Source organism: Vibrio sp. SCSIO 43086, from assembly GCF_051132235.1.
Lineage (GTDB): Bacteria > Pseudomonadota > Gammaproteobacteria > Enterobacterales > Vibrionaceae > Vibrio > Vibrio diabolicus.
On the sequence record NZ_CP072677.1, the window covers coordinates 798,286 to 817,576 of the forward strand.

Genomic DNA, 19,291 nt, shown 5'->3' on the forward strand with positions numbered 1-19,291 from the left:
TGTTTTACATTCTTGCTTGCAAAACAGGTCGCGCACTATATCACGCTTTGATTTTTAAATTGCCAGCTTAATATCAGGAGAGCAGGTTTCTAAGCTCAACTGATGAATAGTTGGCCATACAGACTCGTCATATTGAGTTTTGGCTTTTATCTCTGCTTGAGCCAACAAGGAGAGCAATGCACAAATACGACTCGCCGATAAGCGGGTCAGTGCTGCGTTATAGAGTGGACGCTTGTTTTGCCAAACTCGATATTTCTCAAATACCTGGTTCATTCCCATTTGAGTTAAGTCTTGATGCATATTTAAAAGTTGGCTCAACTCTTTTTGTACACTTCGAATCAAGATCACGGTCTCGACCCCTTCCGCCTCAAGTTGGCGAAGAATACGTTGTGCACGGTTTGCTTTACCTGCCAGTAAGGCGTCGATCCAGTTAAAGGTAGTGAAGTGGTTATGGCGACTTAGGGCTTCCTCTAAACGTATGATGGTCAGCTCACCATCCGGGTATAGTAGGGCCAATTTCTCTAAGCTTTGTGACAATGCAAATAGGTTACCTTCATGCCATTGAGCCAACATTTGCAGTGATTGTTGATCGGGTTTTAGGCCCAACGTGCGGCAACGTGCCTGAATGAACATAGGTAAGCGTTGTAGATCTGGCGACAAACAGCTTACCCAGTCGCCTTTTGAGCTTAATGCTTTGAACCATTTCGCATTTTCTTGGGCTTTGGTCAGTTTGCTACCAACAATGACGAGCATGATGTCATCATGCAGCATATCACACAGTGTTTGCAGCTCTTTGCTGACGGCGGTTGTCACGCCACTTTCTGGAATTTCAAGCTCGATCAATTGACGGTTTGAGAACAGGCTCATCGCTTGGAAGCAATCGTAAACTTGATTCCAGTCGATGCTTGCGTCTACCGCAAAACGGTGTTTTTCCTCAAAACCTTGTTGAAACGCTGCCTTTTGGATTGCTTGGCGGCTCTCTTGAATCAGTAACGGCTCATTACCAAAGATTAGGTAAACTTGTTTAACGTGTTTAGTTAAATGATCCGTTAATTTATCGGCATAAATTCGCATAGTGATTAAGAGTTTGTGTTCGCTGGCTCAGAGATTTGTCCTGCTTCATATTCGGCACGAATACGGCCCAACTGGCGCATCATCTGTTTTGCAGCTTGCAAGCGCATCTCGTCTTCAATTACGTCACGTTCAACAGATTTTGCAAGTGCGGTCAACGGGTTGTCTAGGTAGTTGCGGTTTACTGTTGTCGTAAAGTTTTTAGAACCATAGCCAGGAATTGTCACACGGTATTTTACTACGTATGTCAGCTCTTTTTCTGCTGCACGGCTATTTTGATAAAGTGATAGTGTACGCTCATCGATTGTCGCTTCCGTCAAATGAAGGTTGGGTACAGTCGATGATGGTTGAACAAGTTCAACTTTGTTCAGTTCGAGTTGAGAGCGTACATAGCGAGTCAATTCACTGTATTCATCGTAGCTGGAGAAAGACATAGTGTGCAGCTCTTCCGGTACGGAATACTCGCCGCGAAGGTGAAAACCACAGGCAGAAAGAAGCCCCGCTAATACCAATACCACTGGTAGTTTAATCAAAGAGAAAAAGCGCATTGATTGTATTCATCCTAAATTGAAGGGGTTATTTACCTTAAACCACTCATGTGAATGGTTTGAGGTAAATAAACAGGGTAGCGAACTACCCTGTTTAATGACTCTTGGTTAACAAATAAGTTCGCTAAACAGAGACAAATTGCAAGCTGTGATTAGTTTGCAACGATGTTCAGCAGTTTACCTGGAACGTAAATGACTTTACGAATAGTCAGGCCATCAGTGAACTTAACCACGTTTTCGTCGTTTAGACCAAGCTGTTCGATATCGTCTTTAGAGATATCCGCTGGGACTGTTAGCTTCGCACGTAGCTTACCGTTAACTTGAACAACGATAGTTTTTTCGTCTTCAACTAGCGCTTTTTCGTCAAACGTCGGCCATGCCGCGTTATCAATGTCTGTTTCACCTAGTGCTGCCCATAGCTCGTATGAGATATGCGGAGTGATAGGGTAAAGCATGACAACAATAGCTTTCAGTGCTTCGTCAAGGATTGCACGATCTTGTGCAGATTCTTGAGGCGCTTTCGCTAGTTTGTTCATCAGCTCCATGATCGCTGCGATCGCGGTGTTGAATGTTTGACGACGAGCGATATCGTCCGTCACTTTCGCGATAGTTTTGTGAACGTCACGGCGAAGTGCTTTTTGACCACCAGAAAGCGCTGCGGTATCTACTGCTTCTGCTGCGCCTTTCGCTGTGTGCTCTTTCACTAGTTTCCAAACACGTTTCAGGAAGCGATTCGCACCTTCTACGCCAGACTCTTGCCATTCAAGCGTCATGTCTGCTGGAGACGCGAACATCATGAATAGACGTACTGTGTCAGCGCCGTACTTGTCTACCATTTCTTGAGGGTCGATACCGTTGTTCTTAGACTTAGACATCTTGATCATGCCTGAGTGCGTTACATCGCGACCTTCAGTGTCTTTAGCAGAAGTAATGCGGCCTTTACCATCACGTTCAACGGCTACGTCTGTTGGAGCTACCCACTCTTTACCGCCTTTCTCGTTCTCGAAGTAGAACGCGTCTGCCAGTACCATGCCTTGACACAGTAGCTGCTTGAACGGTTCGTCAGACGTTACGTAGCCCGCGTCACGTAGCAACTTGTGGAAGAAGCGAGAGTACAGTAGGTGCATACAAGCGTGCTCGATACCGCCGATGTACTGGTCTACTGGTAGCCAGTAGTTTGCTTTTTCTGGATCTAGGATGTCGTCTGCTTGCGGTGAACAGTAACGCGCGTAGTACCAAGAAGATTCCATGAACGTATCGAACGTATCTGTCTCACGTAGAGCAGGTTCGCCGTTGAATGTGGTCTTCGCCCATTCTTTATCTGCTTTGATTGGGCTGGTTACGCCGTCCATTACCACGTCTTCTGGAAGAATCACTGGTAGTTGGTCAGCAGGTACTGGGTGAACTTCACCGTCTTCAGTCGTTACCATTGGGATTGGTGCGCCCCAGTAACGTTGACGAGATACACCCCAGTCGCGTAGACGGAAGTTTACAGTCTTAGTGCCTTTGCCTTCTGCTTCTAGCTTCGCTGCAATTGCATCGAACGCCGCTTGGAATTCTAGGCCGTCGAATTCACCTGAATCGAACAGTACGCCTTTCTCAGTGTATGCTGCTTCAGAGATGTCTAGCTCGCTGCCATCAGCAGGCTTGATAACTGGCACGATGTCTAGACCGTACTTCGTTGCGAACTCGTAGTCACGTTGGTCGTGTGCAGGTACTGCCATTACCGCGCCTGTACCGTAGTCCATCAGTACGAAGTTTGCTACGTAAACAGGAACTTCACGGCCGTTCAATGGATGAATAGCAGTAAGGCCAGTAGCCATACCTTTCTTCTCCATTGTCGCTAGCTCAGCTTCTGCAACCTTGTTGTTCTTACATTCGTCGATAAACGCTGCAAGCTCTGGATTGTTCTCTGCAGCAAGAGCTGCAAGAGGGTGGCCGGCTGCGATGCCCACGTAAGTCACACCCATTAGCGTATCTGGACGTGTTGTGTAAACTTCTAGGTCTTGTTGACCCTTAACTTCAAACTTCAGCTCAACGCCTTCAGAGCGGCCAATCCAGTTGCGCTGCATGGTTTTCACCATTTCAGGCCAACCTTCAAGCTTGTCTAGGTCGTCTAGTAGCTCTTGAGCGTACTCAGTGATTTTGATGAACCATTGAGGGATTTCTTTTTGCTCTACAGGCGTATCACAACGCCAGCAACAACCGTCTTCAACCTGCTCGTTTGCAAGAACAGTTTGGTCGTTAGGACACCAGTTAACAGAAGAAGTCTTCTTGTAAACTAAACCTTTCTCGTAAAGCTTAGTGAAGAACTCTTGCTCCCAGCGGTAGTACTCCGGTGTACAAGTTGCGAATTCACGGTTCCAATCGTAACCAAAGCCTAGAAGCTTAAGTTGGTTCTTCATGTATTCGATGTTTTCGTAAGTCCAAGGTGCTGGCGCAGTTTTGTTTTTTACTGCTGCGTTTTCTGCTGGTAGACCGAATGCGTCCCAACCGATTGGTTGCATCACGTTTTTGCCTTGTAGGCGTTGGAAACGAGATACTACATCACCGATAGTGTAGTTGCGCACGTGACCCATGTGCAGTCGACCACTTGGGTATGGGAACATGGATAGACAGTAGAATTTTTCTTTATTTGGGTCTTCACTTACAACAAAGGTTTTGTTGTCATCCCAGTGCTTTTGAACTTTTTGTTCAATATCTTGTGGGTTGTATTGTTCTTGCATCGATGGTATCCGTTATCTTGGAATTTGTGAGTTCGGTTAGAACAGACTTAAATAGATCGTCATAGAATACCTAAAGCTAGGGATCACAACAATAGCCAATCTGTACCCATGCGCCCTTAAGTGACGCAGGTAGGAGAAAGATGGAGGTCAGTTATGCCTAAACGTAAAACAGGTTATGAGGAAATGCTCGAGGATGTGATTGAAACCTTGAAGCACAGTCCGGAAGAAGTTAACAAAGCGATTGAGACGTCGGGCAAAGTGGTGGATGCTGCTAATGACTTGACCAAAGATGAATTGGCTTTAATCAAAGCGTACCTTAAAGCAGACTTAAAAGAGTTTTCAGAGAGTTACGAGGACAGTAAAAGCGGCCCGTTTTACTTAACGATTGCGGACTCGATATGGCAAGGGTTGTTAGAGATTACAGACCGAACTAAAGTTGAGTGGGTTGAGTTGTTCGATGACTTAGAGCATCAAGGGCTATATGAAGCAGGAGAGGTGATAGGCTTAGGCACTTTAGTCTGTGATGAGTGTGGGCACAAGACAACGTATAACCACCCAACTGTAATCATTCCGTGTATTAAATGTGGTCACAAAGGCTTCACTCGTCAGTCATTAAAGCCATAAATGGCGAGTAACGACTGTATAATGCAATGAAGAAAAAAGAGGCTTAGTCGCCTCTTTTTGTCTTTTCTACTTTCAAGCTGTTATCAGCTCTGTTTTCTTCTTAAACCGAAAGTCAGCGCTAAACTTAACCCAACCCAAATATACAATGGCCAAGTACCAACGATTCGATATGGCGTTTGTCCATTGGTTGGGGTGAGCTCTGCGCGCAGTACTGCAGTTTCAAACTGCGGTACTTGCTCAACGATTTTACCCTTGTGATCGGTTACCGCTGTTAATCCGTTGTTAGTCGAGCGGATGAGCGGTTTACCTAATTCTAAGGCACGCATACGGGCGATCTCCATATGCTGAAGAGGACCGATAGAGTGACCAAACCATGCATCGTTCGAAAGCGTTAGAATGAAGTCTGTTTCGTCAGTCACATTTTGACGCACTTGCTCATTAAAGATGATCTCATAGCAAAGCGCTGGTGCCATGTGCATGCCATTCGCAACGATGTTGGGCTGCACAAAAGCCCCACGGCTAAACGACGACATCGGCAAGTTAAAGAATGGCGCTAATGGGCGCAGAATATCCTCAAATGGAACAAACTCACCAAACGGTAATAGGTGATGCTTATGGTAGCGTTCGCTCAAGTCGAAACTGTAGTCACCGTATGGTGTGATGCCAAGGGACAGAATACTGTTGTAGAACTGTCGATCCTCAGCTTGGTTGACGACACCAGTGATGATTGCGCTATTATTCATTTTTGCTGCGCTGTCAATATTGCTCAAAAATGAAGGCACTTCAATTTCAAAAGCAGGAATTGCAGCTTCTGGCCAGACGATAATATCAGCGTCCCAGTTTTCACGAGTGAGATCGGCGTATTTCATGATGGTTGGCCAACGTTGGCTTGGCAGCCACTTAAGGTTTTGGTCAACGTTACCTTGAATCAGCGCGAGCTTAGTCGTGTCTTCTGGCCGAGGTGTTACCCAATCGTAGTTTCGAATCCCAAAGCCTGTGCTGAGTAATACCGCAGGAATAATCACCATCAGCCACTGTTTATGAACCCAAGCATAGGCTAATGCCCCCGCACTAATAAGGATAAACAGAGTGAGCAGTTCCACGCCACCGATAGGCGCAAAGCTTGCTAGTGGAGCATCAATCTGGCTGTAGCCTAGCCATAGCCACGGGAAGCCGGTCATCACCCAACCACGCAACCAATCACTGATTAGCCATAAAGCGGGCGCAGCGAGAAGCGCTTTTGTGAGTGTGAATTGAGGAAATAGCTTGTTGTTAAGCCAAGCAAATAAGCCTGAATAAACAGCCAAGTAGGCGACAAGCAAGCCCATTAAAAATAAATTGGCAATCAGTGGCATGCCACCAAAGCCGGAGATACTGACGTACACCCAGCTAACGCCAGTTGCAAATTGACCCAACCCCCAAGCATAGCCAATCCACAGTGCACGTTTCGGAGTTTGGTTAGCAAGAAGAATCAGTAGAATAGCTGGGCTAAGAATGGCAACAGGCCACAACTGGTAAGGTGCAAAAGCGAGCGTAGTAGAGGCGCCAACAAAAGCGGCCACTAAGGGCCGCTTGAGGCGATGAAAGAGTTCATTCATCATTATAATTTTCTGAGATTCCCAATGGGTATCGCGTTACTCTTGAGTGGCTTCAACCAGGGTTTCTTCGTCTGGGATCGTCACTTGGAGTTGAATGACACGACGGTTATCGGCAGCGGTGACTTTGAAGTTGTAACCTTCAATTTCAACCAGTTCACCACGAGAAGGTAAGTGACCAAAGGCAGTCATGACCATGCCACCAACGGTATCTACTTCCTCATCGCTGAAGTTAGTTCCAAATGTCTCATTAAACTCTTCGATGGTTGTCAGCGCTCTGACAGCAAACGTATGCTTGCTAAGCTTACGAATGTCTGTCTCTTCGCTTTCATCGAATTCATCTTCGATATCCCCGACGATTTCTTCAAGGATATCTTCAATGGTCACAAGACCAGAAACACCACCGAATTCATCGACAACAATGGCCATATGATAACGTTCTTCACGGAACTCTTTCAGCAGTCGATCAACGCGTTTACTTTCCGGTACCACAACGGCTGGTCGAATAACTTCTTCGATATCAAATGGATTACTGCCTGAGCCTAAGTATTTAAGTAAGTCCTTCGCAAGAAGAATGCCTTCCACATGGTCTTTATCTTCGCTGATCACAGGGTAGCGAGAGTGTTGAGCATCGGTAATCAAGGCAACCAAGGTATCAAGGTCGTGAGTACGCTCAACCGTAACCATTTGCGAACGCGGGATCATAATGTCACGCACGCGCATTTCGGAGATTTCCATAACACCTTCAAGCATATCGCGGGTGTCATGGTCAATCAGGTCATTGACTTCAGAGTCACGGATAACATCCACAAGCTCTTGGCGATCTTTTGGTTCGCCCTGAAATAATTGACCTAGACGCTCAAAGAAGGACTTTCTACTCGGACCTTCTGCCTTTTCTTTCTTATCTTCGTTAGAAGAGGGAGAATTATCTTCGTTCATTGTTTCTCAATTAAGTAACGCTATCAGAAGTGTGATAGCACACATAGAGAGGCGAACACGAGAATCATTTTGGTGGTTCGCCTTTCCCTGCTGAATAGCCAATGGCTACTCTTTTTCAGCAATGTAAGGGTCTTCATAGCCCATACCTTGCATGATTTCGGTTTCGAGGGACTCCATCTCTTCGGCTTCGTCATCCTCAATATGATCATAACCTAGCAGATGCAAGCTGCCATGTACAACCATATGCGCCCAATGTGCTAACAGAGGCTTGTTCTGTTCAATTGCCTCTTTTTCAACGACTTGGCGGCAAATAATTAAGTCGCCAAGTAAATCTATTTCCATACCTGGAGGGGCTTCAAATGGAAAAGACAACACATTGGTCGGTTTATCTTTACCACGATACTCATGGTTAAGCGTGTGACTTTCTTGTTCATCCACAATGCGAATGGTGACTTCGGCTTGTGGCTGGAAGAGAGGAATCGTTTTATCTAGCCACAATTGGAAATCTTGCTGCGAAGGCAGCCCTTCTTCATTTTCGACTGCCAGTTGCAGATCAAGTTCAATCGCCATGATTATTCCTTAGTGGAAGCAACTTGTGCATTCAGTTCAGCTTTTGCTGCTTCTAGTAACTTCGCATCGCGTTCTTCACGACGACGCTTCTCGAACTCTTTACGCTCTTTCTGGTCTTGTGCTTCCCACTTCTCATACGCGTTAACGATACGAGCAACCACTGGGTGACGTACAACGTCGTCTGCTAAAAAGAAGTTAAAGCTGATGTCGTCGACTTCGCTTAGTACTTCAATAGCATGACGAAGACCTGATTTTGCACCACGAGGTAAGTCGATTTGCGTGACGTCACCAGTGATAACTGCGCGAGAGTTAAAACCAATACGTGTTAGGAACATCTTCATCTGCTCAACCGTGGTGTTCTGACTCTCATCAAGAATGATGAAAGCGTCGTTTAGAGTACGACCACGCATGTAAGCAAGAGGGGCTACCTCAATCACGTTACGTTCAATCAGCTTCTCTACGCGCTCAAAGCCCAACATTTCAAATAGGGCATCGTATAGCGGACGTAGGTATGGGTCGACTTTCTGGCTTAAGTCACCAGGTAGGAAGCCCAGTTTCTCACCGGCTTCAACCGCAGGGCGCGTCAATAGAATACGACGGATCTCTTGGCGCTCTAGTGCATCAACTGCTGCTGCAACAGCAAGATAAGTTTTACCTGTACCAGCTGGGCCAATACCAAAAGAAATATCATGCGTGACCATATTAACCAAGTACTGTGCTTGGTTTGGCGTACGTGGTTTGATCACACCTTTCTTGGTTTTGACGAAGACTTCTTTACCATGCTCGATATTAGACTCAGTATTCTGCTCAAGAACACCAGACTCTTTAATTGCTAGATGGATCTGTTCAGGCTCAATGTCTGGGATCTCACCTCGTACAGGCGCGGTATCAACATACAGAGTTTTCAGGATATCCAGCGCAGCTGATGCGGTATGAGGTTTACCGACAATTGTAAAATGGTCACTACGGTGGTTAATTTCAACGCCTAGACGACGTTCTAAATGCTTGATGTTGTCATCGAATGGACCGCACAGGCTAGCAAGTCGGCGGTTGTCGGAAGGTTCTAGGTTAATTTCTAGAGTTACGATTTTATTACTCAATGTTGCCTCTCATTTTTTGCCACTTAGTGAGAGCCTGATAACGACCAGGCTCTCCATGGCTATTTATACGAGCTTATGGCGTAAAAGTAGCTACACCCAGCTCATCTTCGCGACGTGTTTTCGCCATCATCTGCGTTGGGGAAATCACACTACGAAGATCCATGTCTTTTTCAGTACGTACTAGCTCACCACGCAGTGAGTTCGCAAATACGTCTACGATCTTCACATCAACGAACTGACCAATTAGGTCTGCACTACCTTCAAAGTTTACTACACGGTTGTTTTCTGTACGAGCGCGCAGTTCCATTAGGTTTTTCTTCGAAGGACCTTCAACTAGAACACGTTGTTCTGTGCCAAGCATTAAGCGAGAGTAACGCATCGCTTGAGCATTGATAGTTTGCTGTAGTTCGTAAAGGCGCTCTTTCTTCACTTGTTCTGATACATCACAAGGGTAATCCGCTGCTGGCGTACCTGGACGTGGAGAGAAGATGAAGCTGAAGCTCATGTCAAAGTCTACATCTTTGATTAGCTTCATGGTGTCTTGGAAGTCTTTGTCTGTCTCACCAGGGAAACCAACAATAAAGTCTGAACTGATTTGAATATCAGGACGAGCTTTACGCAGTTTACGGATGATCGACTTGTACTCGATAGCGGTGTGAGGGCGTTTCATCATAGTTAGGATACGGTCACTACCACTTTGCACAGGTAAGTGCAGGAAGCTCACAAGCTCTGGCGTATCTTCGTAAACCGCGATGATGTCGTCAGTGAATTCTAGCGGGTGGCTCGTTGTGAAACGAATACGGTCGATACCATCGATAGACGCAACCAAACGAAGCAGTTCTGCAAATGAACAGATTTCACCGTCGTGTGTTGGACCGCGGTACGCGTTTACGTTTTGACCCAGTAGGTTTACTTCACGTACGCCTTGTTCAGCAAGCTGTGCGATTTCGAACAGCACATCATCCATTGGACGGCTTACTTCTTCACCACGAGTGTACGGTACGACACAGTAAGTACAGTACTTCGAGCAGCCTTCCATAATAGAAACGAATGCTGTCGCGCCTTCCGCACGAGGCTCTGGTAGGCGGTCGAACTTTTCGATCTCTGGGAACGAAATGTCCATAACTGGTGCGTCATCCGACTGAGATTGTTTGATCATCTCAGGTAGGCGGTGCAGAGTTTGTGGGCCAAAAATAACGTCGACGTATGGTGCACGTTCACGAATATGGTCACCTTCTTGCGTTGCTACACAACCACCTACACCGATAACTACGCCAGGCTTTTTATCTTTTAGTGTTTTCCAGCGACCAAGCTGGTGGAAAACTTTCTCTTGCGCTTTTTCACGGATCGAACAGGTGTTAAGTAGAAGTACGTCTGCTTCCTCTGGCTCTTCCGTCAGCTCGTAGCCGTTTGCAGCATTAAGCAGGTCGGCCATTTTTGATGAATCGTATTCGTTCATCTGGCAGCCCCAGGTTTTAATTAGCAGTTTCTTACTCATCTCACTTTCGCTCGTTCAGTTGTACTTAAATTGGAGAGCTATTGCTCAAATTATAGCCGCCATCACGGCGGTAAGCGGCGTATTGTACTGCTTTAAAAAGCACCTGACTAGTGATCTGGCTAATTCTCTGCAAAGCCTGATGAAATCTAGTTTTTCGCCCTATGCAGAACAAGGTTTTTTGTTAAACAATTTTGTAAAAATAGCCATGGAAAGTACAATAAAAAACGCCAATTAATCAGCACGATGAAGAGTAAAAAATGAACAAGTATGACATCGCCGTGATCGGTGGCGGTATGGTTGGGGCAGCCGTCGCTGTTGGATTTGCCAAGCAGGGCAGAAGCGTTGTCTTGGTTGAAGGTGCAAAACCCAAAGCTTTTGATGCCGCTCAGGTGATGGATATTCGCGTATCTGCGATTTCGCACCAGTCGGTGGAGTTACTTGATTCACTCGGCGCATGGTCAGAAATTAAAAGTATGCGAGTTTGCCCTTATCGGCGTTTAGAAACTTGGGAGCACCCGGAGTGCCGTACTCGTTTTCACTCTGATGAACTGTCATTGGAGCAGCTAGGTTATATCGTTGAAAACCGCCTAATCCAATTAGGTCTTTGGCAAGTCTTCTCTCAGTATGACAATCTAACCGTGATGTGTCCCGAGCGATTAAAAGACATTGAGTTTGCAGATGTAAACCTTGTGACACTAGAAAGTGGGGTGCAGTTTGAAGCTAACTGGGTAATTGGTGCTGATGGTGCAAACTCTAAAGTTCGTCAATTGGCTGGAATTGGTGTGACTGCGTGGGATTACCGACAACACTGCATGTTGATTAACGTGAAAACAGAATTGCCACAGCAAGATATCACTTGGCAACAATTTACTCCTTCAGGCCCGCGTTCATTTTTACCTTTGTGCTCTTTGACTAATGAAGACGGTCAAGAAGTAGGCCAAGGTTCGTTGGTTTGGTATGACTCGCCAAAACGCATTAAACAACTGTGTGCGATGGGTAAGCCTCAACTAAGGGAAGAAATCTTACGTCATTTCCCGGCTGAATTGGGCGATATTGAAGTTTTACAGTTTGGCTCATTTCCACTCACTCGTCGTCATGCGCAAAGCTACTCAAGCAAAAATTGCGTATTAGTGGGTGACTCTGCTCATACGATCAATCCGCTTGCAGGGCAAGGGGTAAACTTAGGCTTCAAAGATGTAGACGTTCTCCTTTCGGTAACAGAACACAAAGAACAGCTGGAAGATGCCTTACTCGCGAAATACGAACGTGCACGTCGACCTGACAACTTACTCATGCAGACTGGCATGGACTTTTTCTATAAAAGTTTTAGCAACGATCTTGGGCCATTGAAGTTTGTACGTAATGCTGCATTGAAGTTTGCTGAAAACTCAGGACCGATCAAGGCTCAAGTACTGAAATACGCTTTAGGTATGTAGTAAGTTACTCAATCCACAGATAGAAAAAAAGCGAGCCATGAGCTCGCTTTTTTAATTCGGCAAATCTAATGATTTCCCGAGTCCAGAACCAAAAAAAGAAAAAACCCAGCAAAATCATGCTGGGTTTTCCTATAATGGTGCGGAAGGAGAGACTTGAACTCTCACACCTTGCGGCGCCAGAACCTAAATCTGGTGCGTCTACCAATTCCGCCACTTCCGCAACTTATTCAGTAGTTATCAAGGTAATTGGTAAAACCTCAACAACGTTGTGTAATGGCAGGGCTACCTGGATTCGAACCAGGGAATGGCGGCATCAAAAGCCGCTGCCTTACCGCTTGGCGATAGCCCTACAGTGTAAATAGCCAAAGACTACTTAACCTCTCTTATCGAGAGGAAGAGTGGTGCGGAAGGAGAGACTTGAACTCTCACACCTTACGGCGCCAGAACCTAAATCTGGTGCGTCTACCAATTCCGCCACTTCCGCGTACTCTGATAGTGTAGATTAATTTAAGATGGTGCGGAAGGAGAGACTTGAACTCTCACACCTTGCGGCGCCAGAACCTAAATCTGGTGCGTCTACCAATTCCGCCACTTCCGCATCTTAAATCTACGTGACTGATAGCTTATGCTAGCAATCCAATCAATGGTGGCTACGACGGGATTCGAACCTGTGACCCCATCATTATGAGTGATGTGCTCTAACCAGCTGAGCTACGTAGCCATTTTAAAACTTCGACCAAGAATGGTGCGGAAGGAGAGACTTGAACTCTCACACCTTGCGGCGCCAGAACCTAAATCTGGTGCGTCTACCAATTCCGCCACTTCCGCAACTTGATCTGTAGATATCAAGATAATTGGTAAAATCTCAATATCGTTGTATATGGCAGGGCTACCTGGATTCGAACCAGGGAATGGCGGCATCAAAAGCCGCTGCCTTACCGCTTGGCGATAGCCCTACATTGCTCTAATAAAAGAGACTTAAATAATGGTGCGGAAGGAGAGACTTGAACTCTCACACCTTGCGGCGCCAGAACCTAAATCTGGTGCGTCTACCAATTCCGCCACTTCCGCAACTTATTCTGTAGTTATCAAGGTAATTGGTAAAAACCTAAATAACGTTGTTTATGGTGGCTACGACGGGATTCGAACCTGTGACCCCATCATTATGAGTGATGTGCTCTAACCAGCTGAGCTACGTAGCCATTTTAAACTTTTGATCAAGAATGGTGCGGAAGGAGAGACTTGAACTCTCACACCTTGCGGCGCCAGAACCTAAATCTGGTGCGTCTACCAATTCCGCCACTTCCGCAACTTGATCTGTAGATATCAAGATAATTGGTAAAATCTCAATATCATTGTATATGGCAGGGCTACCTGGATTCGAACCAGGGAATGGCGGCATCAAAAGCCGCTGCCTTACCGCTTGGCGATAGCCCTACATTGCTCTAATAAAAGAGACTTAAATAATGGTGCGGAAGGAGAGACTTGAACTCTCACACCTTGCGGCGCCAGAACCTAAATCTGGTGCGTCTACCAATTCCGCCACTTCCGCAACTTATTCTGTAGATATTAAGATAATTGGTAAAATCTCAATATCATTGTATGTGGCAGGGCTACCTGGATTCGAACCAGGGAATGGCGGCATCAAAAGCCGCTGCCTTACCGCTTGGCGATAGCCCTACATTGCTCTAATAAAAGAGACTTAAATAATGGTGCGGAAGGAGAGACTTGAACTCTCACACCTTGCGGCGCCAGAACCTAAATCTGGTGCGTCTACCAATTCCGCCACTTCCGCAACTTATTCTGTAGATATTAAGATAATTGGTAAAATCTCAATATCATTGTATGTGGCAGGGCTACCTGGATTCGAACCAGGGAATGGCGGCATCAAAAGCCGCTGCCTTACCGCTTGGCGATAGCCCTACATTGCTCTAATAAAAGAGACTTAAATAATGGTGCGGAAGGAGAGACTTGAACTCTCACACCTTGCGGCGCCAGAACCTAAATCTGGTGCGTCTACCAATTCCGCCACTTCCGCAACTTATTCTGTAGTTATCAAGGTAATTGGTAAAAACCTAAATAACGTTATTCATGGTGGCTACGACGGGATTCGAACCTGTGACCCCATCATTATGAGTGATGTGCTCTAACCAGCTGAGCTACGTAGCCATCTTTTGGAGCGAGACAATATAAACCTTCAAGCTCTCAGTGACAACCCCTTTTATAAAGGAATCTCACTTGAATAATGGCAGGTCTACCTGGATTCGAACCAGGGAATGGCGGCATCAAAAGCCGCTGCCTTACCGCTTGGCGATAGACCTGCAGGCAATAGTCACAATGACTATTTAAAATATGGTGCGGAAGGAGAGACTTGAACTCTCACACCTTGCGGCGCCAGAACCTAAATCTGGTGCGTCTACCAATTCCGCCACTTCCGCATCTATTCCTAATTGCTCTGATAAAAAGAACACTTAGGAATGGTGGCTACGACGGGATTCGAACCTGTGACCCCATCATTATGAGTGATGTGCTCTAACCAGCTGAGCTACGTAGCCAAAACCATATTTTTTGCTCTCAACGCTTTGTTGCCTTGTCGTTGGGAACGGCGCGCATTATGCGAAGTTGAGTGAGATCCGTCAACAGTTTTTTTTAATAAATTTCGGAAAAAACCTCGTTCGCTTCCTTTTTAAACAAAGAGGCGTGTTTATGATCTAAAACTGGAAATAAATTAGCTCGCAGTTAGGTAATTTATTTTTGCTCATTTACTTAAGGTATTAAAAAAGCCAGCTGAGCAGCTGGCTTTTAGTGTAAATGAAGTGTTTAAAATTCATTCATTTAATTAAACATTGAAGCGGAAGTGTACAACATCACCATCTTTTACGATGTAGTCTTTACCTTCTAGACGCCATTTACCTGCGTCTTTTGCGCCATTTTCACCATTGAATTGGATGAAATCGTCGTAACCGACTACTTCTGCACGAATAAAGCCTTTTTCGAAGTCAGTGTGGATCTTACCTGCCGCCTGAGGCGCAGTTGCACCAACAGGGATTGTCCACGCACGTACTTCTTTAACACCTGCCGTGAAGTAGGTGTGTAGAGTTAGTAGCTCGTAACCAGAGCGAATTACACGGTTCAGTCCCGGTTCTTCGATCCCCATATCCGCTAGGAATTCTTCGCGATCTTCATCTTCTAGTTCAGATAGTTCAGATTCGATAGCTGCACATACAGGTACAACGACGTTGTTTTCTTTTTCTGCGAACTCGCGAACCGCATCTAGATATGGGTTATTTTCGAAACCATCTTCGTTTACGTTTGCAATGTACATAGTTGGCTTCAGTGTAAGGAAGTTTAGGTAGCCGATTGCTGCTAACTCTTCTTTAGATAGCTCAACTGTGCGTGCCATGCCGCCTTCAGTTAGTACTGGTAACAGTTTTTCTAGTACTGTTAGTTCAAATTTTGCGTCTTTATCGCCGCCTTTTGCCTTCTTCGCGTTACGTTGAATCGCGCGCTCACAAGAATCAAGGTCAGCCATTGCAAGTTCAAGGTTGATCACTTCGATATCTTCGATAGGTGAAACTTTACCTGAAACATGAACAATGTTTTCGTTTTCAAAACAACGTACAACGTGGCCAATCGCGTCTGTTTCACGGATGTTAGCTAGGAATTTGTTACCTAAACCTTCACCACGTGATGCACCAGCAACAAGACCAGCGATGTCCACGAACTCCATCGTCGTTGGAAGAACTCTCTGTGGGTTAACGATCTTAGCTAGTGCGTCTAGACGTAGATCTGGCACAGGAACCACACCAGTGTTTGGTTCAATGGTACAGAACGGGAAGTTTGCTGCTTCGATACCCGCTTTAGTTAGTGCGTTGAACAGAGTTGATTTACCTACGTTAGGTAGACCAACGATGCCACATTTAAAACCCATGATAGTAACCTTATTCAGCTTTGAACGTGTGGAGGCGATTTTGTGCTTTAGATAGGCCATCCTTAATCAGGATATCTAGACAACGAACAGCCTCATCAGCTGCTGCATCTAAAAGCTCTTGCTCTTTAGCTGGCGCTTTACCTAATACAAAACCCGCCACTTTATCTTTGTGTCCCGGATGACCAATGCCAATGCGAAGACGATAAAAATCTTTGTTATTGCCCAGTTTGCTAATGGTGTCACGCAGACCGTTGTGTCCACCGTGACCCCCACCTTTTTTAAACTTAGCGACACCTGGCGGTAAGTCTAGCTCGTCATGAGCAACCATGATCTCTTCAGGTTTAATTTGATAAAATTTCGCAAGCGCTGCGATCGATTTACCTGATAGATTCATGAAGGTGGTTGGGATAAGCAAACGGAGATCCTGGCCATTGACCATAATGCGTCCTGTTAGACCAAAAAACTTTGGTTCGTTCTTCAGTGTAACGTTGTGAACGCGTGCTAATTCTTCTACAACCCAAGCGCCCGCATTGTGACGAGTTCTGGCGTATTCTGGTCCTGGATTAGCAAGACCAACAAGAAGTTTGATTTGTTGACTCAAGGTTAGGATCTCTCTGGAATCTCAAAAAGCGCAGTATGATAGCACAGAATTCTCACAGTGGGCGACCAAGGGATTTTCTGGTTATCAGTACAAATAAAAAAACACCCCAAAGAGGGGTGCTTTTGAAATCAGTGTAACTGAAATGTTCGTATTAGTTGAACATTGCAGAGATTGACTCTTCGTTGCTGATACGACGAATCGCTTCAGCCAACATGCGAGATAGGCTTAGTGTTGTCACTTTGCCTGTTGCAGCCATCTCTTTAGATAGAGAGATAGAGTCAGTTACGATAACTTGGTCAAGAACTGAGTTCTTGATGTTGTCCGCAGCGTTGCCTGAGAATACAGCGTGAGTAGCGTAAGCGAATACACGCTTAGCACCGCGCTCTTTTAGTGCTTCAGCTGCTTTACATAGTGTGCCACCTGTGTCGATCATGTCATCAACGATCACACAGTCACGACCTTCAACATCACCGATTAGGTTCATTACTTCAGAAACGTTTGCACGTGGACGACGCTTATCTACGATTGCGATGTCGATGTCGCCTAGTGCTTTTGCTGTTGCGCGAGCACGAACAACGCCACCTAGGTCAGGAGATACCACAACAGGGTTATCTAGACCGCGAGCCTGCATATCTTCAAGTAGCACTGGCGTGCCGAAGATGTTGTCTACAGGTACATCGAAGAAGCCTTGAATTTGCTCTGCGTGTAGGTCGATAGTTAGAACGCGGTCAACACCAACGTTAGATAGGAAATCAGCAACAACTTTTGCAGTAATTGGCACACGCGCAGAACGTACACGACGGTCTTGGCGAGCGTAGCCGAAGTAAGGGATAACTGCAGTGATACGGCCTGCTGAAGCACGGCGCATTGCATCAATCATAACAACCAATTCCATTAGGTTGTCGTTAGTCGGTGCACAAGTGGATTGAATGATGAAAACATCGCTACCACGAACATTCTCATTGATTTGAACTGCAACTTCGCCATCAGAAAAGCGAGAAACAGATGCATCACCAAGAGAGATGTAAAGACGATCAGCAATACGTTGGGCTAGTTCAGGTGTTGCGTTACCAGCAAATAGCTTCATATCAGGCACGGTGGAAACCTCGGGTTTGCGTCCAGTTTAAATAGGTCGGTGTGAGGCTGATTGGTATTCAGCCAAAGTCTCTTTTAATGGCGAAATATTGCGCCCTTGAGCGACAAATGCCGAGACTTTATCAGAGAGTTGTGCAAGGATAGTTTCTGCTTCAGATTTGCTCGAAAATTCAGCAAAAACGCAAGATCCTGTCCCCGTCAATCTTGACGGCGCGTATTGTAGCAGCCAAGAAAGTTGCTTATCAACCTCTGGGTAGAGCATTCGTACAATTTTTTCGCAATCGTTTACGCTTGGTGTATTTAAAAGTGTTTCTAGATCTCGTTTTGGGGTGTTTCGCGTTAGATCTGGATGACAAAAAACGTCGACGGTTGCGATAGAAACATTCGGTCTGACGACTAAATACCACTTTTCTTCGGGATAAGCGGGGGAGAGTTTCTCGCCAACACCTTCAGCAAAAGCTGCAAATCCGCGCACAAACACGGGCACGTCTGCGCCCAGTTTTAAACCAATTTCAGCCAGTTCATCGTCAGTTAGATTCAGTTGCCATAAGTAGTTCAGTGCCACTAATGCTGTAGCCGCGTTCGATGAGCCCCCACCAATGCCCCCACCCATAGGTAGCACTTTCTGTAGCTCAATATGTGCGCCAAAAGGGCACTCTGAGTATGCTTGAAGTGCGGTTGCTGCTTTCCAAATTAAATTGTCTTGAAGAGGCACACCTTCTATATCTGGAGAAATCGTAATATCACCAGAATGGTTTGCTTGAATGGTGAGCTCATCGCCGTGATCGACGAATTGGAATAAGGTTTGTAACTCGTGGTAGCCATTTTCTGTGCGACCGTTGATGTATAGAAAGAGATTCAATTTCGCTGGTGATGGCCAGCGGGTTGAAAGTTCGATCATTGGGTGATGTTCCATTTTGTGATCACTAGATTTATTTTGACGTCAGCAGTGGTGAGTTTCAGCTTATTTGGCAGTGGTAGAGACTGCTCATGCCATTGAACATCGCCATACCGTTGATAAGCAATACGCCAATCATTTAAACCAATTTGTTTGTTTAACGCTTGCAGTGTATTGGTTGGGGACAATTGGAATTTGTCGGCATCGGTCGGTAGGCCTAATAGCCAGTCAGGCATGTGTTCAACGGGCATCATTAACCCCGTAAGACGGTAAATTAGCTGATTTGCACTGCGAGAGGAAAGGACCTGATCGTCGTAAGTTTCTACTGTGGCACCTTGTGGGGTGATGGTGAGCTTTAATGCCGTTTGTCCGAGAATCGTAGTTAAACGCAACTGGCTTAGTGCTGAAGAATGTTTCCAGTAGAAATTTAAATTTTGTCTTTGGTCTGGGCCAATATAACCAAGTTTTCCCGTTGCTTGAAAATCTTGGATGGTCTCGAGTCGTTGCTCATGAGCTTGCCATTCAACGCTGGTAACACTTTCAGGAACGGAGGAACAACCAGCGAGCAGTAAGCTCGACAAGAAAAAAAGAATAAAGGAGCGTAACGTCATGTTTGATGGCTTATTAATCAGTTTCGTCGGGAATCGCTCACAACTATA

General features: G+C 45.7%; 15 protein-coding genes and 20 tRNA genes. 2 read left to right on the forward strand and 33 right to left on the reverse strand.

Annotation, left to right across the window (positions count from 1 at the left end):
- Window positions 1-54: 54 nt before the first annotated feature.
- The 3 genes from holA to leuS all read right to left on the reverse strand — a co-directional run bounded on the left by holA (window position 55) and on the right by leuS (window position 4,345).
- Complete coding sequence (holA, locus tag J8Z23_RS03660) at window positions 55-1,074, reverse strand: DNA polymerase III subunit delta (RefSeq protein ID WP_012842066.1); 1,020 nt, start codon at window positions 1,072-1,074, stop codon at window positions 55-57.
- A 5-nt stretch (window positions 1,075-1,079) separates the two neighbouring features.
- Complete coding sequence (lptE, locus tag J8Z23_RS03665; RefSeq protein WP_005373019.1) at window positions 1,080-1,619, reverse strand: LPS assembly lipoprotein LptE; 540 nt, start codon at window positions 1,617-1,619, stop codon at window positions 1,080-1,082.
- A gap of 152 nt (window positions 1,620-1,771) precedes the next feature.
- Entirely contained in the window at window positions 1,772-4,345 is a 2,574-nt protein-coding gene (gene leuS / locus J8Z23_RS03670; RefSeq protein ID WP_301658705.1) for a leucine--tRNA ligase, read from the reverse strand.
- 153 nt (window positions 4,346-4,498) lie between these two features.
- On the opposite strand from leuS, the gene J8Z23_RS03675 reads away from it, so the two are divergent.
- Entirely contained in the window at window positions 4,499-4,969 is a 471-nt protein-coding gene (locus J8Z23_RS03675) for a zinc ribbon-containing protein (RefSeq protein WP_005373024.1), read from the forward strand.
- Window positions 4,970-5,052: 83 nt separating this feature from the next.
- Here J8Z23_RS03675 and lnt read toward each other — a convergent pair whose 3' ends face one another.
- From lnt to miaB, 5 genes are all read right to left on the reverse strand, one after another.
- Window positions 5,053-6,570: an apolipoprotein N-acyltransferase gene (lnt, locus tag J8Z23_RS03680; RefSeq protein WP_301658706.1), complete on the reverse strand. Its 1,518-nt coding sequence runs from the start codon at window positions 6,568-6,570 to the stop codon at window positions 5,053-5,055.
- A gap of 33 nt (window positions 6,571-6,603) precedes the next feature.
- The gene (gene corC / locus J8Z23_RS03685; RefSeq protein WP_005384118.1) at window positions 6,604-7,503 is read right to left on the reverse strand and encodes a CNNM family magnesium/cobalt transport protein CorC; all 900 of its coding nucleotides are present in this window, start codon (window positions 7,501-7,503) and stop codon (window positions 6,604-6,606) included.
- Between the two features lie 105 nt (window positions 7,504-7,608).
- Window positions 7,609-8,073 carry an rRNA maturation RNase YbeY gene (gene ybeY / locus J8Z23_RS03690; protein ID WP_005391311.1) on the reverse strand — a complete coding sequence of 155 codons (465 nt, stop codon included), beginning with the start codon at window positions 8,071-8,073 and terminating at the stop codon, window positions 7,609-7,611.
- Between the two features lie 2 nt (window positions 8,074-8,075).
- The gene (locus tag J8Z23_RS03695) at window positions 8,076-9,173 is read right to left on the reverse strand and encodes a PhoH family protein (protein ID WP_005373033.1); all 1,098 of its coding nucleotides are present in this window, start codon (window positions 9,171-9,173) and stop codon (window positions 8,076-8,078) included.
- A 73-nt stretch (window positions 9,174-9,246) separates the two neighbouring features.
- The gene (gene miaB / locus J8Z23_RS03700; protein WP_005391310.1) at window positions 9,247-10,671 is read right to left on the reverse strand and encodes a tRNA (N6-isopentenyl adenosine(37)-C2)-methylthiotransferase MiaB; all 1,425 of its coding nucleotides are present in this window, start codon (window positions 10,669-10,671) and stop codon (window positions 9,247-9,249) included.
- 257 nt (window positions 10,672-10,928) lie between these two features.
- Here miaB and J8Z23_RS03705 point away from each other — a divergent pair, with 257 nt between their 5' ends.
- Window positions 10,929-12,107, forward strand: a complete 1,179-nt coding sequence (locus tag J8Z23_RS03705; RefSeq protein WP_258676527.1) for a 2-octaprenyl-3-methyl-6-methoxy-1,4-benzoquinol hydroxylase — start codon at window positions 10,929-10,931, stop codon at window positions 12,105-12,107.
- Between the two features lie 135 nt (window positions 12,108-12,242).
- On the opposite strand, the gene J8Z23_RS03710 is transcribed toward J8Z23_RS03705, so the two are convergent.
- The 25 genes from J8Z23_RS03710 to lolB all read right to left on the reverse strand — a co-directional run bounded on the left by J8Z23_RS03710 (window position 12,243) and on the right by lolB (window position 19,243).
- A tRNA-Leu gene (locus J8Z23_RS03710) sits at window positions 12,243-12,327 on the reverse strand.
- A 54-nt stretch (window positions 12,328-12,381) separates the two neighbouring features.
- Window positions 12,382-12,456: transfer RNA gene (locus tag J8Z23_RS03715), tRNA-Gln, on the reverse strand.
- A 50-nt stretch (window positions 12,457-12,506) separates the two neighbouring features.
- Window positions 12,507-12,591, reverse strand: a tRNA-Leu gene (locus J8Z23_RS03720).
- A 29-nt stretch (window positions 12,592-12,620) separates the two neighbouring features.
- A tRNA-Leu gene (locus J8Z23_RS03725) sits at window positions 12,621-12,705 on the reverse strand.
- A 46-nt stretch (window positions 12,706-12,751) separates the two neighbouring features.
- Window positions 12,752-12,828, reverse strand: a tRNA-Met gene (locus tag J8Z23_RS03730).
- A 22-nt stretch (window positions 12,829-12,850) separates the two neighbouring features.
- A tRNA-Leu gene (locus J8Z23_RS03735) sits at window positions 12,851-12,935 on the reverse strand.
- A gap of 53 nt (window positions 12,936-12,988) precedes the next feature.
- Window positions 12,989-13,063 (reverse strand) — tRNA-Gln (locus J8Z23_RS03740).
- A 30-nt stretch (window positions 13,064-13,093) separates the two neighbouring features.
- A tRNA-Leu gene (locus J8Z23_RS03745) sits at window positions 13,094-13,178 on the reverse strand.
- 54 nt (window positions 13,179-13,232) lie between these two features.
- Window positions 13,233-13,309 (reverse strand) — tRNA-Met (locus J8Z23_RS03750).
- A gap of 22 nt (window positions 13,310-13,331) precedes the next feature.
- Window positions 13,332-13,416 (reverse strand) — tRNA-Leu (locus J8Z23_RS03755).
- A gap of 53 nt (window positions 13,417-13,469) precedes the next feature.
- A tRNA-Gln gene (locus J8Z23_RS03760) sits at window positions 13,470-13,544 on the reverse strand.
- 30 nt (window positions 13,545-13,574) lie between these two features.
- Window positions 13,575-13,659: transfer RNA gene (locus J8Z23_RS03765), tRNA-Leu, on the reverse strand.
- A 53-nt stretch (window positions 13,660-13,712) separates the two neighbouring features.
- A tRNA-Gln gene (locus J8Z23_RS03770) sits at window positions 13,713-13,787 on the reverse strand.
- A gap of 30 nt (window positions 13,788-13,817) precedes the next feature.
- A tRNA-Leu gene (locus J8Z23_RS03775) sits at window positions 13,818-13,902 on the reverse strand.
- A 53-nt stretch (window positions 13,903-13,955) separates the two neighbouring features.
- Window positions 13,956-14,030: transfer RNA gene (locus J8Z23_RS03780), tRNA-Gln, on the reverse strand.
- Window positions 14,031-14,060: 30 nt separating this feature from the next.
- Window positions 14,061-14,145 (reverse strand) — tRNA-Leu (locus tag J8Z23_RS03785).
- Window positions 14,146-14,199: 54 nt separating this feature from the next.
- Window positions 14,200-14,276: transfer RNA gene (locus J8Z23_RS03790), tRNA-Met, on the reverse strand.
- Window positions 14,277-14,353: 77 nt separating this feature from the next.
- Window positions 14,354-14,428: transfer RNA gene (locus J8Z23_RS03795), tRNA-Gln, on the reverse strand.
- 32 nt (window positions 14,429-14,460) lie between these two features.
- A tRNA-Leu gene (locus J8Z23_RS03800) sits at window positions 14,461-14,545 on the reverse strand.
- Window positions 14,546-14,585: 40 nt separating this feature from the next.
- Window positions 14,586-14,662, reverse strand: a tRNA-Met gene (locus J8Z23_RS03805).
- A gap of 284 nt (window positions 14,663-14,946) precedes the next feature.
- Window positions 14,947-16,038, reverse strand: coding sequence for a redox-regulated ATPase YchF (ychF, locus tag J8Z23_RS03810; RefSeq protein ID WP_005393178.1), 1,092 nt, complete (start codon window positions 16,036-16,038; stop codon window positions 14,947-14,949).
- 10 nt (window positions 16,039-16,048) lie between these two features.
- Entirely contained in the window at window positions 16,049-16,639 is a 591-nt protein-coding gene (gene pth, locus J8Z23_RS03815; protein ID WP_005384112.1) for an aminoacyl-tRNA hydrolase, read from the reverse strand.
- Window positions 16,640-16,790: 151 nt separating this feature from the next.
- Window positions 16,791-17,735 (reverse strand): ribose-phosphate pyrophosphokinase, encoded by a 945-nt coding sequence (locus tag J8Z23_RS03820; protein WP_005393176.1) that lies wholly within the window; start codon window positions 17,733-17,735, stop codon window positions 16,791-16,793.
- A 27-nt stretch (window positions 17,736-17,762) separates the two neighbouring features.
- A complete protein-coding gene (gene ispE / locus J8Z23_RS03825) occupies window positions 17,763-18,635 on the reverse strand; it encodes a 4-(cytidine 5'-diphospho)-2-C-methyl-D-erythritol kinase (RefSeq protein ID WP_046874292.1) in 873 nt (290 codons plus the stop codon).
- Complete coding sequence (gene lolB / locus J8Z23_RS03830; RefSeq protein WP_005393172.1) at window positions 18,632-19,243, reverse strand: lipoprotein insertase outer membrane protein LolB; 612 nt, start codon at window positions 19,241-19,243, stop codon at window positions 18,632-18,634. Before lolB ends, ispE begins: the two co-directional genes overlap by 4 nt.
- Window positions 19,244-19,291 lie beyond the last annotated feature (48 nt).